Consider the following 13,970-nt stretch of genomic DNA (forward strand, 5'->3'; position numbering starts at 1 on the left):
GCGTCGTGGGCGGTCACGGCGGCGGGGCGCGCGATCACCGCGGTGACCAACGTGCCAGCGGGGACGCGATCGGCGCCCCCCCCCCCCCCCCCCCCCCCCCCCCCCCCCGCACACCCCCCCCCCCCCCCCCCCCGTCGCGATGACGCGGACCGTGTGCGCTAGTCGCGCAGGATCGAGAGCAGCCGCAGGATCTCCAGGTAGATCCAGACCAGCGAGACGGTCAGGCCGAAGGCCGCGAACCACGACTCGTTCTGCGGGGCGCCGAAGCGGATGCCGTCCTCGACCTGCTTGAAGTCCAGGGAGAGGAAGAAGGCGCCGAGGCCGATGCCCAGCAGGCAGAAGACGATGCCCAGCGGGCCGGTGGTCAGGCCCAGGCCGTCGCCGCTGCCGAAGGCGTAGAACAGCAGGTTGACCACCATCGCCAGCAGGAAGCCGACCGCGATGGCCATGCCGATCCGCGCGTAGCGGGCGGTGACCCGGATCAGCCGGGTCTTGTACGCGAACAGCATGCCCGCGAAGACCGCCATGGTGCCGAGCACGGCCTGGACGGGCGCGCCCTGCCACCGCTCGTTGTACATGTTGCTGATCACGCCGAGGAAGACGCCCTCGAAGATCGCGTACCCCAGGATCAGGGCCGGCATCGGGGTGCGCTTGAACGACTGGACCATCGCCAGCACGAACGCGATCAGCGCCGCGCCGATGGCCAGGCCGTAGCTGTCGGGCAGCGCGAACCAGCCGAGGATCGCGCCGAGCACGACCACGCCGAGCGTCATCGCGGTCCGCATGACGACGTCGTCGATCGTCATCCGGCCGGTCTGCGCCGGACCCGCGGCGGGACCGGCGTACATCTCCTCCATCTGCTCGGGGGTGAGGGGCTGCCCGTCGGCCGCGTACGGGTTCCCGCCCTGTTGGGGCTGGGCGGCATACGGGTTCCCCGCTGGCTGCCCGTAAGGGTTTCCGCCCTGCTGCCGGGCACCCTGGGCGCCCTGCGCACCGAATCCGGCGTACGAGTCCCCGCGGGTGAATCCCCGCCGGGAGAAGACCGGGTTGCTGCTCCTCATTTCACTCCTCCAAGACCGCGTGCTGCGGCTCCGCTTGCGTCAAGAGTAATGGCTTGGCAAAAAGCCGAGCTACGCCTGGAGGAGGATCTTCCCCCAGGACGGACCCTCAGTCACGTCGGCGCCGGAAGAGTCCGCGGCGGGGCGGACCCGCGGCGGCGGTTTCCGCGGCCGTTTCCCGCACGGCTTCCGCTTGTTCGCCTCGCTCGCCCTGTTCACTGTGTTCGGCTCGTTCGGCTCGTTCGCCTTGCTCGGCGTGTGCGTCCGAGCGGCGGACGGCGGCCAGCAGGTCACGGGCGAGGCTCGTATAGGTGTCGTCCAGCCAGGGGCAGAGCAGCACCAGGCGGCACAGCGAGCCGAGGACGGTCACCTCACGGGTCTGGTACGCCTTCGCCGCGTCCAGCATCCGTTCGGTCAGGCGCAGGCCGACGTCGGCGCGGACGGCCGGGTCGCCCCAGGCGGTGGCCACCATGGCGAAGGCCGCCGTCTCGTTGACCCAGTCCTCGGGGCCGTGCAGCAGGTCGAGCAGGACCGCGCGGCGCCGGGAGTCCTCCCACGGCTCGTCGGCGCGGTGGTGGGCCACGCCCAGGCAGGCGAAGGTCTGCACGGCGCGAATCCACAGCTCGGGGCGGTGGTCGCGCAGGAAGCGGCCCTGGTCGTCGTCCGGCGGCTGCGGCGGGTGGGCGAGGACGCCGAGCAGATCGTCGAGGCCGAGCCCGGCCAGCCGCACCGCGTGGTCGTACGCGGCGGGCAGGTGCGGCCAGCTCACCGAGGCGGTGTCCTGGACCAGCCCCGCGGCCTCGGGCGACGGCGGCGCGACGGTGGGCAGCGCGGCCAGGCCCTCGTACCGCCAGATCCGGACGGCGACCTCGGCGGTCGGCTGCCGGGGGTCGGGGTCGCCCGCCGCGTCGTTGACGAGCGTGCCGCCGGGCAGCGCGAGGGCGAAGGCGAGGGCGGCGCTCGGCGGTTCGACCGCGGAGGCGGACAGCTTCGCGCCGCCGCCGGACCGGATCGCCTGCGCGTCGGGGCTCTCCAGGATCTGGTGCAGGACGTTGACGGTCGCCTCGGTGGCGCTGTCGACCACGCCGAGCCACGGCTGCCACTCGCTGTGCCGGGCCAGGACGGTGCCCGCGTAGGGGTGGTCGGGGTGCTCGCGCAGGTGGTCGGTGAGGGCGACGAGATGGGCCGGGTCGCCGTCGGCGGCGTAGCGGACGCCGTGCACGGCCGGGGCGGCCTGCGGGTGCCGCGGGTCCGCGGTGACGGCCCGCTCGGCCCACGCCAGGCCCTGCTCGGCGCGGCCGGTGACCGCGTACAGCTCGGCGATGTCGACCATCAAGGAGAGGTCGGAGTCGTCCCTGGCCATCTCCTCCTCCCAGACCCGCAGCGCCTCGTCGGGGCGGCCCGCGGCGCGCAACGCGTAGCCGAGCATGACGCTGGGCACGTGTCCCGGCTGGACCCGGCCCGCCTGCCGGGCCCAGGCGATGGCGCGGTCGTGGTCCTCGAAGCGGCGGGCGAGTCCCGAGCCGATGGCGGCGAGCTGCGCCTCGTCCGGGTGGCGTTCGACCACCGCGCGGGTCAGGTCGTAGAAGGGCCGCAGCGCGTCGCGGGCGTGCTCGGGCACGGGGTCGGGCAGCGCGCCGCCGACCGCGCGGGCCAGCGCCTGCGTCATGACCTGCGGCGGCAGCAGTTCGGGCAGCCGGTCCTGGGTGAGCCAGGCGACGTGCGACCACGGCCGGTCGTACTCGGCGCGTACGGCGGCGGCGATCAGGCCGACCGCCTCGGCCCACTCGCCGCAGGCGGCCTGGAGGTGCGCCCGGCAGACGACGGCGCCGATGTAGGGGTGGTCGAGCGGGAAGAGGTCGAGCGCGGCGCGCGGGCCGCCCGCGCGGGTGGCGAGTTCGGTGAGCGCCTCGTGGGTCTCGGGGAGCAGCGGGTCGATGGCGACGGCGTTGCCCAGATGGCTCGCCGCGTGCGGCAGGTCGCCGCCGTCCATGATCAGCCGGGCCAGTGCCGTCTCGCCCTCGGCCGCCAGCCGTTCGTCACCGCCGCCCGCGCACAACTCGGCGTCCCCCGCGTGCAGTTCGTCCATCTCTCCCGCCCCTCCGTCGCGGCGCCGGCCCGCCTGGGGCCGGACTCGGACAGCTACGACCTGTCCGCGCCCGACCGTAGTACCCGCGCGTGTCGAACACGGTCACCGGGGTGTCACGGGCGTGACGCGGAACGCACCGCCACACCGGCTCGCGCAGTGGACGGTGGGCGCCGCGCGCGGTATTACTTGAGGGTGCAGACGAACACACGTTCGAACGTCAGGGAGCAGGCCATGCCACGCCCCGACCACACCCGCGCGCTGCACGCCGCCCTGCTCACCGCGGCGCGCGGCCTGCCGGTGATCCCGCTGTCCCGGACCAAACTGCCCGCCATCCGCTCACCGCACCGCGACGAGCCCCGTACGAGTGACTGCCGGGGCGCGTGCGGGCGTCCGGGACACGGTGTGTACGACGCGAGCACCGACCCGGCCCGGATTCGCTCCCTGTTCGCCGCCGCGCCCTGGGCGACGGGGTACGGGATCGCCTGCGGCCGGGCGCCGCACCATCTGATCGGCCTCGACCTGGACGTCAAGCACGGCGCCGACGGCGTCGCGGCGCTCACCGCCCTGGCCGCCGCCCACGGCTTCGCCGTGCCCGACACGGTCACGGTGCTCACCCCCAGCGGCGGACGCCACCTGTGGCTGACCGCGCCGACGCAGGTCCCCAACTCGGCGGGCCGCCTGGCGCCGGGCATCGACGTGCGCGGCGAGGGCGGTTACGTGGTCGGCCCCGGCTCGCGTACGGTCGCGGGCCGCTATCTGCTGGCGCCCGGCACCGCGGGCCATCCGCTGGCGCCCGCGCCGTCCGCGCTGCTGCTGCTCGCCGCGCCGCCACCGCCGGTCGCGCCGCCCCGCGATGCCTCCGCGCCGCGCCACCCCGCGGAGAAACGTGCCGCCGCGCTCGTCCGCTTCGTCCTGGATTCACACGAAGGAGAGCGCAACGGCCGGTTGTTCTGGGCCGCGTGCCGGGCGTACGACGCCGGTCTCGGCGAAGCGCTGGCACCGGCGCTGGTGACGGCGGCGGTGCACACCGGGCTGAGCGAGCGCGAGGCGGCGGCAACGGTGGCCTCGGCGGCCCGCCCGCGTACCTCCCCGCACCCGTAACCCCGGAACGAGGCACCCCGACGCCCCGACACCCCGGCGGCTCCATGCGCCCTCCGGCACCCCGGCGCGGGGTGCGGACCTCGCACTGGTCGAGTCGTACGGCTGCCGACCGGCTGCCCGCGACCGGGGTACGCACCGGCCTTCCCGGGCATGACGTGTACACCAGCTCACACCATGGGGGCCCGCATGCTGCACATCCTGATCGTCGCCGCGGTCATCGCCGCCATAGTCATCGCCATAGCCCTGGCCGTCACCGGCCGCCGCGGCCGCATCCGCTGAGGCCCGCCTCACGCGGAAGGGGGCACCGCCCGTCGGCTCCGGGGGCGTGGGGGCACCGTGCTGGCACGGTGCCCACCGGGCGGTCCTCTGGGTGGAGCGGGGTCACCGCCGGTGAGGGCGGTGGTGCCCGGAGCCGGACTTGAACCGGCACGCCCCCGAGGGGCAGCGAGGTTTAAGCTCGCCGTGTCTGCGTTCCACCATCCGGGCCGGCGAGGCGCAGTGAAAAGCGTATCGGGGTTGGAGATCCCGAACAGGGCGCCCAACCGGCCATGTTGTCTTATTTTAGGGGTTACTGACGGGGTGTTAGTACGAGTTCCAGGGTTCTTGGGCTGAACAGGCACCGTTCACAGCAGTATCAGTCGCCACGCACAAGTGACGCGAAATCGCTCTCCGCGACCGGATCTCGCCCTCCGCGCTCAACCGGGCCCCGCTCAACTCGCCTCAGCACCACCCAAACCCAGCACAGCACAAACCCAGCCGGCTCGGCGCAACGGGCTCGGGCCCAACCGGGCTCAACGCAACCGGGCTCAGCTCAGCCACGCCGTGCGGGTCGCGGGCATGCCGGGGTCGCCGTCGGGGGCGGTGCGCACCGCGAGGACCTGGTTGACCCCGATCCGGTTGCGCTCGAAGGCCAGTGCGGAGGCCGCCATGTAGAGCCGCCAGACCCGGGCGCGCCCGGCCGACGTGGCCCGCGCGGCGGCGCCCCAGGCGTCCTCCAGATTGCGCACCCAGGCGCGCAGCGTGCGCCCGTAGTGCTCGCGCAGCGCCTCGACGTCCCGCACCTCGAACCCGGCCTCCTCCAGCCGGGCCACCGTCGACCCGACCGGCGCCAGCTCCCCGTCGGGGAAGACGTACCGGTCGATGAACTCGTCGATGCGGTACGACTCCTCGTCGCGCAGCGGGCGGCGCGCGATCTGGTGGTTGAGCAGCCGCCCGCCCGGCCGCAGCAGTCCGTACAGCGCCTGCGCGTACTCGCGGTAGCGCTCGCTGCCGACGTGCTCGGCCATGCCGATGGACGAGATCGCGTCGTAGGGGCCGTCCTTGACGTCCCGGTAGTCCTGGACGCGGATGTCGATACGGTCGGTGAGCCCGGCCTCGGCGATCCGCTTGCGGGCGAAGGCGGCCTGCTCGGCGGAGAGCGTGACGCCCGTCGCGTGGACGCCGTAGTGCTCGACGGCGTGCAGGACCATCGACCCCCAGCCGCAGCCGACGTCCAGCAGCCGCATCCCCGGCCGGAGGCCCAGCTTGCGGCAGACCAGGTCGAGTTTGGCGGACTGCGCCTCCTCCAGCGTGGTCTTCTCGCCCTCCCACACCGCGCAGGAGTAGACCATCGAGGGGCCGAGGACCAGCGAGTAGAAGTCGTTGCCCACGTCGTAGTGGTGGGCGATGGCCGCCTTGTCGCGCGGCCTGCTGTGGGCGATCCCGGTACGGCGGCGGACCTCCTCGGGCGGCGGCGGGGGCGGCAGCCCGGGCCCGGCCAGCGCGAGGGCCGCGCGGGCGACGCGGTAGTTCGCCGGGTCGCGCAGGACGCCCGCGGTACGGCGCACGGTGGCGGCCGTACTCTGCGCGGGCCCTTCCTCGCGCTCCCAGAACAGCCCGGACAGCAGGCCGAGCGCCTCGTAGAAGTCGCCGTCGACGTCGAGGTCGCCGGAGACATAGGCGCGGGCCAGGCCCAGCTCGCCGGGCTTCCACAGCAGTCGGCGCAGCGCGCGGCGGCGCCGGATGACGAGGACGGGGGCGCCGGGCGGCCCGGCCTCGCTGCCGTCCCAGGCGCGCACGCGCAACGGGAACGGAGTCGAGAGGGCGTGGTCGGCGAGTTCGACGATTCTGTGAGCCGCGTCAGCCATGCTTCCGAGCGTACGACTGAAAGACAGTCTCCGCTGACGAATCTACGTTGCGGATACATGCATTTTTTCCGGGCCGCTCACCGGGGGCGGCGCGGGCGCCGCGCGGCGGAAGCGGAGGACGCCGCGCGGGTGCGCGGGACGGGCGGCGAGGCGCCGCCGACCGGCTCTCGGCGGGGCGTCCGGCGGCTCGGGGGCAGGCCGCGCGGGCAGGTCCCGGAAACGGCGCCGGGTACGCCGAAGGGCGCCCGCACCACGGATGGCGGGCGCCCTTCGGACGGTGCAGCGGGTGCGGCGCGCGCGCCGCGGCGCGTCAGGACGCCTTGGCGGGTTCCGCCGTCTTCTCGGCGGGAGCCGGCACCGCCGCGGCCGGAACCGGAGCGGGGCGGGCGGCCTCGTAGAACTCCTCGCGCGGGTTCTCGATCGCGCCGAGCGAGACGACCTCACGCTTGAGGAACATGCCGAGCGTCCAGTCGGCGAAGACCCGGATCTTGCGGTTCCAGGTCGGCACGGCCATGCCGTGGTAGCCACGGTGCATGTACCAGGCCAGCCGGCCCTTGACCTTGATCTTGGCCTTGCCGAAGACGATCATCGCGACGCCCTTGTGCAGGCCGAGACCGGCGACGGCGCCCTTGTTCGCGTGCTTGTACTCCTGCTGCGGGAAGCCGCGCATCCCGGAGACCACGTTGTCGCCGAGCACCTTCGCCTGGCGCAGGGCGTGCTGGGCGTTCGGCGGGCACCAGGCGCCCTCGCCCGCGGCGAGGTCGGGGATCTGGGCGTTGTCGCCCGCGGCCCAGATGTAGTCGCTGCCCTGCACCTGGAGGGTGGGGGCGGTGTCCACGTGACCGCGCGGGCCCAGCGGCAGACCGAAGCGGGCGAGCGCCGGGTTGGGCTTCACACCGGCCGTCCACACGATGGTGGAGGCGTCGACCTCCAGGCCGTTGGCGAGCACCACGTGCTTGTCGACGCAGGACTTCATCGACGTGCTGAGGTAGACCTCGATGCCGCGCTCGCGCAGGTGCTCCAGGCCCCACGTGCCGAGCTGCGGGCCGACCTCGGGGAGGATCTTGTCCGCCGCGTCCACCAGGATGAAGCGCATGTCCTCGCGCTTCACGTTCGGGTAGTACTTGGCCGCGTCGCGGGCCATGTCCTCGACCTCGCCGATGGTCTCCGCACCCGCGAAGCCGCCGCCGACGAACACGAAGGTCAGCGCCTTGCGGCGGATGTCCTCGTCGGTCGTGGAGTCGGCCTTGTCGAGCTGCTCCAGGACGTGGTTGCGCAGGCCGATCGCCTCCTCCACGCCCTTCATCCCGATACCGTTCTCGGCCAGGCCGGGAATCGGGAAGGTACGGGAGACCGCGCCGAGCGCGATGATCAGGTAGTCGAACGGCAGCTCGTAGGACTCGCCCACGAGCGGCTCGACCGAGGCGACCTTGCGGTCCTGGTCGATGTCGACGACCCGGCCGGTGAGCACCTCGGCCCCGGGCAGGACGCGTCGCAGCGGGACGACGACATGCCGCGGGGAGATGCTGCCGGCGGCAGTCTCAGGAAGGAAGGGCTGGTACGTCATGTACGAGCGCGGGTCGACGACTGTGACGGTCGCCTCGCCGTACCGCATCTTCTTCATGATGCGACGCGCCGCGTACAGGCCGACGTAACCGCCGCCTACTACGAGGATCCGTGGACGCTCCGTGGTGCTCATGGCGACAAGTATTCAGCACGTCCCAGGGGGGTGCTCGTGAGCCCCTTCACAAGGTACTGGACACCCTGTGCTATCCTGCCCGGCTTCATGACCAGGGCCTATCTGACCTGCGCGGACTCCTCCGCACCGCCCGCTTCGGCCACCGCCTCTGAGCAGCGCTGATCGATCACCGCTCATCCGTCGTTCCGACGCCCGTCACACCGCCGAAACACTCTCCCGCCAAGGATTCAGGGGGTTTGACACGCGGTCACCTTGGAAAATTTGGGCCGCGGGGCGGGAACTTCATGTGAAGAGTTTCACAAAGCTTTTCCGGAGGAGGGTCCTCCGGCCGGGTCATCCGGCCCCCGTGCGGGTGAAGACGTGGGTCGTCCGGGTCCCCGGCGCGGCCTCCATCGTATGGGTCCAGTGCAGGAAGCCGGCCTCCTGAAGCTGCTGGTCGAGCCCGTCGTCGCCGTGGGAGTAGAGCCGGAATTCGGTCAGCGCGGGGAAGCACTCGCGGAGCCGTTTGAGGTAGTCCGCGACCTCGCCGACGCCGAACACCATGTCGGACCTGACCGCGAGGACGGACAGCCCCGGAAAGCGCTCCGCCAGCAGCCGCGGATCGAGCGTGGCCGGGGCGGCCCGCACCGACAGCAGCCATACCGCGCGCCGCGCTTCGGCGGGCCACAGCCCCGCCATGCGCCACGCGCTCAGGCCGCAGTCGGGACAGGCGCAGTCGTCGAACCACAGCTCCTGGACGCCCGGCGCCGTCGGCGCCGGGAACCGGTCGTGCCGGACGGAACCGTCGAGGGACAGCACCAGCAGGGCGGGGGGCAACTCGAGGCCGGACAGGCCCGGCTCGGGGTCGACCAGACGCAGTGAGCGCAGATTCCGCAGCCGCCGGACGACCGCGTAGCTGTCGGCGGCGCCGTCGACCGTGAGGTCCGTGACGCCGGTCAGCCGGTGGAGATGGGGCAGCTCGTGCGGCCCCACCGTCAGCGGCCCGAGCCAGGACAGTTCGGAGAGCACGACATGGGCGAACTCCGCCGTGTCGAAGTCGGGCCACATGCCGACCAGCCGCCGCTCGGTCTCCAGGTCGGGGACCGCGGCGAAACGGGCCAGCAGCCGCATGGCGGAGGGCCCGCCGACCAGGCGGCAGGTCTCCAGGATCGCCCGCACCACGCCGGGCGCCAACTCGGGCCGGGGGCCGGGCATCTGATCGAGCACCACCTCGCCGAGGTTCGCCAGCGCCGCGGCCTGCGCCGGATTCTGCGGGGGGATCAGCTCCGCCGCCCGCCGTCTCGCCTCGTCGACGACGCGCGGGTCGATCGCGGTGCCGTCGCCGACGCAGTCCACGGCGAGAACGGTCAGCCGCAGCCGGTGGGCCTTGTCCCGACGGGCCCGTTTCAACAGGGACTTGATCAGGTGATCGCGCTCGGAGTCCCGCGCCCGCCCGGACACCATCACCACGACGTCCTGCCACTGGTCCTCGTGCGCGTGCTTGATCAGCAGGGCCAGATCGCCGTCGTTGAGCAACTGGTCCGCCGCCAGGTACTCCTGGAAGGTGCGGTGCACGAAGTCCACCGAGTCGTGCGCCGGGGCGCGCAACAGCCCCGACCGCTCCAGCAGTTGGCGGGCCACGGCGGCGGATTCCTCGGGGTACTGCGCCGAGTCCGCGAGGTACGCGGCCACCCGCCCGGTGAGCTGGGCGAAGGAGATCTCGGTCAGGTCGTTGCGGATCATCCAGTACGCGAGCCTGCGCAGCAGCATCTCCTGGACTCCGCTGCGCAGCCGCGGGCCCTCCACCGCGATGTTCCGCTGCTGGTCGCGGCGGACCAGCAGCATCTCCAGCGCCGCGTCGTACACCTTGACCCGGTCGTCGGGAAGCTGCATGTCCCGGTCCCAGTGCAGCGCGCAGAGCAGGGCGCACAGCAGCGGGTTCCCGCCGAGTCTGCGCAGCTCGCGCCGCTCGGACAGGCTGCGCACGAGAGCGTGCTCGTACGTCGTCAGGCGCGCCCGTTCCTCCGCGTCCTCGGCGGTGGACCGCATGGTGGTGTGCCAGTGCTCGATGAACTGGTTCTGGTCCGACGGACTCATCGGGGCCAGCTCGAAGGAGGCGAAGCCCATCGGGGCGAGCCAGCGTTCGGTCACGGCCGCCTGCCGCGAGGTGACGACATACCGGCAGTCCGGGTATCCGCTGGTCAACTCGCGCAGCCAGTCGCGGACTTCGTCGCGGCGGCTCGCGGGCAGTTCGTCCACACCGTCGATCAGCACCAGGCTGTGCGCGGAGTCCAGCGCGTCCCGGACGAAGCCGTCCGGCGCGACGTCGGCGAGCGTCCTGGCGGCGTAGGTCAGGAAGTCCTCGGGGGCGGGCAGCGGCCGTTCGGCGAAGTGCCGCAGCGGGAGGAAGAACGGCGTCGCGCCGTTCCACCGGCCCATCGGCTCCGGCAGATCGCCCCGAATGGCTCCCACGGCAAGCCACTTGAGCAGCGTGGTCTTGCCGGAACCGGCGTCTCCCCTGATCAGCACCCGCTTGGCGGCGTGGATCGCCTCCTGCACGCGCTGGGCGCTGCCCTCGCCCTGGACGGTGAGGCTGATGTACGACGTGCTCATCCGGTAGCGGAAGTCCGAACGGCGCAGTGTCACACCGAACAGCTCCATCGTGTCCAGCAACGTCTCCACGCACGGGTGGTACTTGGCGAGGAACGCCTGCTCGGCCGCGGTGCGTACGGCCGCGGCCGACGGCGCCGGCTCCCCGTCCGCCGCGGCCTTCGCCGTCAACGTCGCTTCCCGCTCGGCCGACTTGGCCCGCACCCACCGCTCGCGGCACTCGCGCCGGACGGCCTCCGCGCGCTCCCGGCCGCCGCCCTCGTGGAGGACGCAGGCCACCGCGATCGAGACGGCGTCATCGACCGAGGGCAGGCTCTCGCCCTGCAACGCCCGGCCCAGCGTGGACTTCGGTACGGGGCGGCCGCGCGGTACGGCGCCGGTCAGCCGGGCCAGGACGGCCAGCGACGGGTCGCCCGCGTGGGCCCGTAATCGTGCCAGCCACACCGCGAAGTCGGCCGCCGCCGACAGGTCCTCCGACTGATCCATACCCCGCCGTTCCGGTCTGCCCAACCCTGTCCAGCCCTGCCCGAGCCCGTCCAACCCTGTCCAACCCTGTCCAGCATCTTCCCGCGTGCTGGAGGCGGTGTCCGGGCTCCGGCTCAACTCGTCACGTACACAGAGAAGAAGGGGAAGGACATCGTGACGGTCATCGAGACGGCGGCGGCAGCCGCGCGGACGGAATTCAGCTGAGAAAGTGTGCCGGCGCTCGCCCCGGGAGGCCCTTCGCCGGGCTTCCGCGGGGCCGCCGGGGACGTGCGGGCGGCCCCCCGGCGGACTCCCCCGGCCGGGTCGGACCAGGCCCGCAGGCGGCGCGTGAAGGGGTCGCCACAAAGGCTCTGACCTGGGCTTTCATGCCCGATGGGCCTAGCGTTCTCCCTGTCGGAAACGCCGGAGAAGACCGGAGAAGAGGGGGCTGGCGTGGAGCGGGACATCAGGTCGGTGGAGGACGTACTGAGGCTGCTGGACGGGCTGTTCGCCGGGGACGCGGACCGGTGGACGGCAGGGGCCGCCGGGTGGTGGGACGGGTTCTACGGGGACCGGGAACGCGGAGTGCCGTTCTTCGTGGACAAGCCGGACGAGAACCTGGTGTCCTGCCTGGACCGGGAGGTGGTGCGGCCGGGACGGGCGTTGGACCTGGGGTGCGGGCCGGGGCGCAACGCGGTGCTGCTGGCGCGGCGCGGCTTCGAGGTGGACGCCGTCGACCTGTCACCGGCCGCCGTGCGATGGGCGCGGGAGCGGGCGCGCGCGGCCGGGGTGGAGGGAATCCGCTTCCACGAAGGGGACGCCTTCGCGCTGAGCGAGGGCGGCGACGGCATGGGCATGGGCGCGCGCGCGTTGAGCGGGCCGTACGACCTGGTCTGCGACTCCGGCTGCTTCCACCATCTGCCGCCGCACCGCAGGATCAGCTATCTGGCGCTGCTCGACCGCGTGCTCGCCCCCGGCGGCCATCTCGCGCTCACCTGCTTCGCCGCGGGGGCGATGGGCTCGGAACTGCCCGACGCGGACTTCTACCGGGACGCGCGGCTGCACGGCGGCCTCGGCTACACCCCCGAGTCGCTGCGCTGGATCTTCTCCGGCCTGACCGAGGTCGAACTGCGCCGCATGCGCGCCGAGCCGAAGGACTCCCCGCACTTCGGGGAGCCCTTCCTCTGGACGGCCCTGTTCCGCAGGGACGGCTAGGGCCTGTCCCGACCCGCCGACTCCGCCACGGCGTACGCGATCCCGTCCAGGATGTCGTGTTCGCTGACCACGACCTCCTTCGCGCCCGTGCGCTCCATGATCCGCAGCAGCACCAGCGCGCCCGCGCCGATCACGTCCACGCGGCCCTCGTGCATCACGGGGATCGCGGCGCGCTCGGCGTGGGTGGCGGCCAGCAGCCGCGCGGTGATCTCCGCGACCTGCTCGACGGTGATACGGGAGTGGTGGATCGCGGCGGAGTCGTACGCGGCCAGGCCGAGCGCGATGCCCGCGACGGTGGTGACCGACCCGGCCAGCCCCACGAGCGTACGGGCCCGGTCGAGGGGGACGGCGCGGGCCGCCTCGTCCAGGGCGGCGTCGATGTCGGCGCGGATCGCGGCCACCCGGTCGCCGGTCGGCGGGTCGACGACCGCGCCGTCCGCCACCAGGTGCCGTTCGGTCAGGCGGACGCAGCCGATGTCGACCGAGCGGGCGGCGGTGACCGTGCCGTCGCCGAGGACGAACTCGGTGGAGCCGCCGCCGATGTCGACCACCAGATACGGCGTGTCCAGGGCCTCGGCACCGGTCAGGCCGCGGGTGGCGCCGGTGAAGGAGTAGGCGGCCTCCTGGTCGCCGCTGATCACCTCGGGCTCGACGCCGAGGAGGGAGACGACTCCGCGCACGAAGTCGTCCCGGTTCTCCGCGTCGCGGGACGCGGAGGTCGCCACGAAGCGGACGCGGTCCGCGCTGACGCCGTGCTCCGCGATCACCTCCGCGTACTCGCGGCAGGCCGCGAAGGTCCGCTCCAGCGCCTCGGGGGCCAGCCGCCCCGTGCGGTCCACGCCCTGGCCGAGCCGGACGATCCGCATCCTGCGGTCGAGGTCGGTCAGCGCGCCGGTCGCGGGGTCGACGTCGGCGACCAGCAGCCGGATCGAATTCGTCCCGCAGTCGACGGCCGCCACGCGGACGGTCGTGCCCCGCGGCCCGTCGGTCGCCGTACCGGTCGTCACGCGGACTCCTCCGTCTCGGGGGCGGTCCCGGTCCCCGTCGCGGTTCCGGTTCCGGTCCCGGTCGCGGGTCCGGTCTCCGTCGCGGGGGCGACGCACGGGCCCTTCGCCCACCACTCGGGCAGCATGGCGATGGCCTCGTCGCCGAGCGGGTTCACGCCGGGGCCCGCGGCCAGGGAGTGGCCGACGAGCACGTGCAGGCACTTGACGCGGTCCGGCATGCCGCCCGCGCTGGGGAAGCCCTCCAGGACCTCGATGGCGTCGCGCCGCGCGATGTAGTCCTCGTGGGCCGCGCGGTAGGCCGCGGCCAACTCCTCGTCCTCGGCGAGCCGGGCGGTCATCGTCTTCATCACGCCGTCGGCCTCCAGCGTGCCGATCGCGGACGCGGCGCGCGGACAGGTCAGGTAGTACAGCGTCGGGAAGGGCGTGCCGTCCTCCAGCCGGGGCTGGGTCTCGACCACGTCCGGGTTGCCGCAGGGGCAGCGGTGCGCGATCGCGCGCAGGCCGCGCGGCGGGCGGCCGAGCTGCGCCGTGAACGCGGCGACGTCCGCGTCGGTGGGCGGGGTGGGGGCGGTGGGCTCGGGGTGCTTCGTCATGGGCCGTTCTAGGTCGGGGGCGGTACGC

9 protein-coding genes and 1 tRNA gene are annotated in these 13,970 nt (G+C 73.2%); 2 read left to right on the plus strand and 8 right to left on the minus strand.

Features of this window, described 5'->3' with window-relative positions; translation table 11 throughout:
• Nucleotides 1-158 precede the first annotated feature (158 nt).
• Both ACZ37P_RS03765 and ACZ37P_RS03770 read right to left on the minus strand, forming a co-directional pair.
• Complete coding sequence (locus ACZ37P_RS03765) at nt 159-1,061, minus strand: Bax inhibitor-1/YccA family protein (protein WP_467344712.1); 903 nt, start codon at nt 1,059-1,061, stop codon at nt 159-161.
• A gap of 106 nt (nt 1,062-1,167) precedes the next feature.
• Nucleotides 1,168-3,147 (minus strand): tetratricopeptide repeat protein, encoded by a 1,980-nt coding sequence (locus ACZ37P_RS03770; protein WP_467344714.1) that lies wholly within the window; start codon nt 3,145-3,147, stop codon nt 1,168-1,170.
• A 231-nt stretch (nt 3,148-3,378) separates the two neighbouring features.
• On the opposite strand from ACZ37P_RS03770, the gene ACZ37P_RS03775 reads away from it, so the two are divergent.
• Complete coding sequence (locus ACZ37P_RS03775; RefSeq protein WP_355346935.1) at nt 3,379-4,248, plus strand: bifunctional DNA primase/polymerase; 870 nt, start codon at nt 3,379-3,381, stop codon at nt 4,246-4,248.
• A gap of 400 nt (nt 4,249-4,648) precedes the next feature.
• Here the strand turns inward: ACZ37P_RS03775 and ACZ37P_RS03780 are convergent.
• From ACZ37P_RS03780 to ACZ37P_RS03795, 4 genes are all read right to left on the minus strand, one after another.
• Nucleotides 4,649-4,734, minus strand: a tRNA-Leu gene (locus ACZ37P_RS03780).
• A gap of 320 nt (nt 4,735-5,054) precedes the next feature.
• The gene (locus ACZ37P_RS03785) at nt 5,055-6,374 is read right to left on the minus strand and encodes a class I SAM-dependent methyltransferase (RefSeq protein ID WP_467344716.1); all 1,320 of its coding nucleotides are present in this window, start codon (nt 6,372-6,374) and stop codon (nt 5,055-5,057) included.
• A gap of 310 nt (nt 6,375-6,684) precedes the next feature.
• Nucleotides 6,685-8,073: an NAD(P)/FAD-dependent oxidoreductase gene (locus tag ACZ37P_RS03790; RefSeq protein WP_355346929.1), complete on the minus strand. Its 1,389-nt coding sequence runs from the start codon at nt 8,071-8,073 to the stop codon at nt 6,685-6,687.
• A 333-nt stretch (nt 8,074-8,406) separates the two neighbouring features.
• Nucleotides 8,407-11,148, minus strand: a complete 2,742-nt coding sequence (locus ACZ37P_RS03795; RefSeq protein ID WP_355346926.1) for an NACHT domain-containing protein — start codon at nt 11,146-11,148, stop codon at nt 8,407-8,409.
• 432 nt (nt 11,149-11,580) lie between these two features.
• Here ACZ37P_RS03795 and ACZ37P_RS03800 point away from each other — a divergent pair, with 432 nt between their 5' ends.
• Nucleotides 11,581-12,342 (plus strand): class I SAM-dependent methyltransferase, encoded by a 762-nt coding sequence (locus ACZ37P_RS03800; protein WP_467344718.1) that lies wholly within the window; start codon nt 11,581-11,583, stop codon nt 12,340-12,342.
• On the opposite strand, the gene ACZ37P_RS03805 is transcribed toward ACZ37P_RS03800, so the two are convergent.
• Together ACZ37P_RS03805 and ACZ37P_RS03810 are read right to left on the minus strand one after the other, a co-directional pair.
• Nucleotides 12,339-13,349: a Ppx/GppA phosphatase family protein gene (locus tag ACZ37P_RS03805; protein WP_355346920.1), complete on the minus strand. Its 1,011-nt coding sequence runs from the start codon at nt 13,347-13,349 to the stop codon at nt 12,339-12,341. The two genes, ACZ37P_RS03800 and ACZ37P_RS03805, sit on opposite strands and share 4 nt — an antisense overlap.
• Nucleotides 13,346-13,942, minus strand: a complete 597-nt coding sequence (locus tag ACZ37P_RS03810; RefSeq protein WP_467344721.1) for a DUF501 domain-containing protein — start codon at nt 13,940-13,942, stop codon at nt 13,346-13,348. Before ACZ37P_RS03810 ends, ACZ37P_RS03805 begins: the two co-directional genes overlap by 4 nt.
• Nucleotides 13,943-13,970 lie beyond the last annotated feature (28 nt).

This window comes from Streptomyces sp. NPDC024632, from assembly GCF_055559175.1.

Excerpts from the sequence above, each read along its gene's own strand:
- ACZ37P_RS03765 (WP_467344712.1), bottom strand. The coding sequence starts at position 1,061 with ATGAGGAGCAGCAACCCGGTCTTCTCCCGGCGGGGATTCACCCGCGGG.
- ACZ37P_RS03770 (WP_467344714.1), bottom strand. The coding sequence starts at position 3,147 with ATGGACGAACTGCACGCGGGGGACGCCGAGTTGTGCGCGGGCGGCGGT.
- ACZ37P_RS03775 (WP_355346935.1), top strand. The coding sequence starts at position 3,379 with ATGCCACGCCCCGACCACACCCGCGCGCTGCACGCCGCCCTGCTCACC.
- ACZ37P_RS03785 (WP_467344716.1), bottom strand. The coding sequence starts at position 6,374 with ATGGCTGACGCGGCTCACAGAATCGTCGAACTCGCCGACCACGCCCTC.
- ACZ37P_RS03790 (WP_355346929.1), bottom strand. The coding sequence starts at position 8,073 with ATGAGCACCACGGAGCGTCCACGGATCCTCGTAGTAGGCGGCGGTTAC.
- ACZ37P_RS03795 (WP_355346926.1), bottom strand. The coding sequence starts at position 11,148 with ATGGATCAGTCGGAGGACCTGTCGGCGGCGGCCGACTTCGCGGTGTGG.
- ACZ37P_RS03810 (WP_467344721.1), bottom strand. The coding sequence starts at position 13,942 with ATGACGAAGCACCCCGAGCCCACCGCCCCCACCCCGCCCACCGACGCG.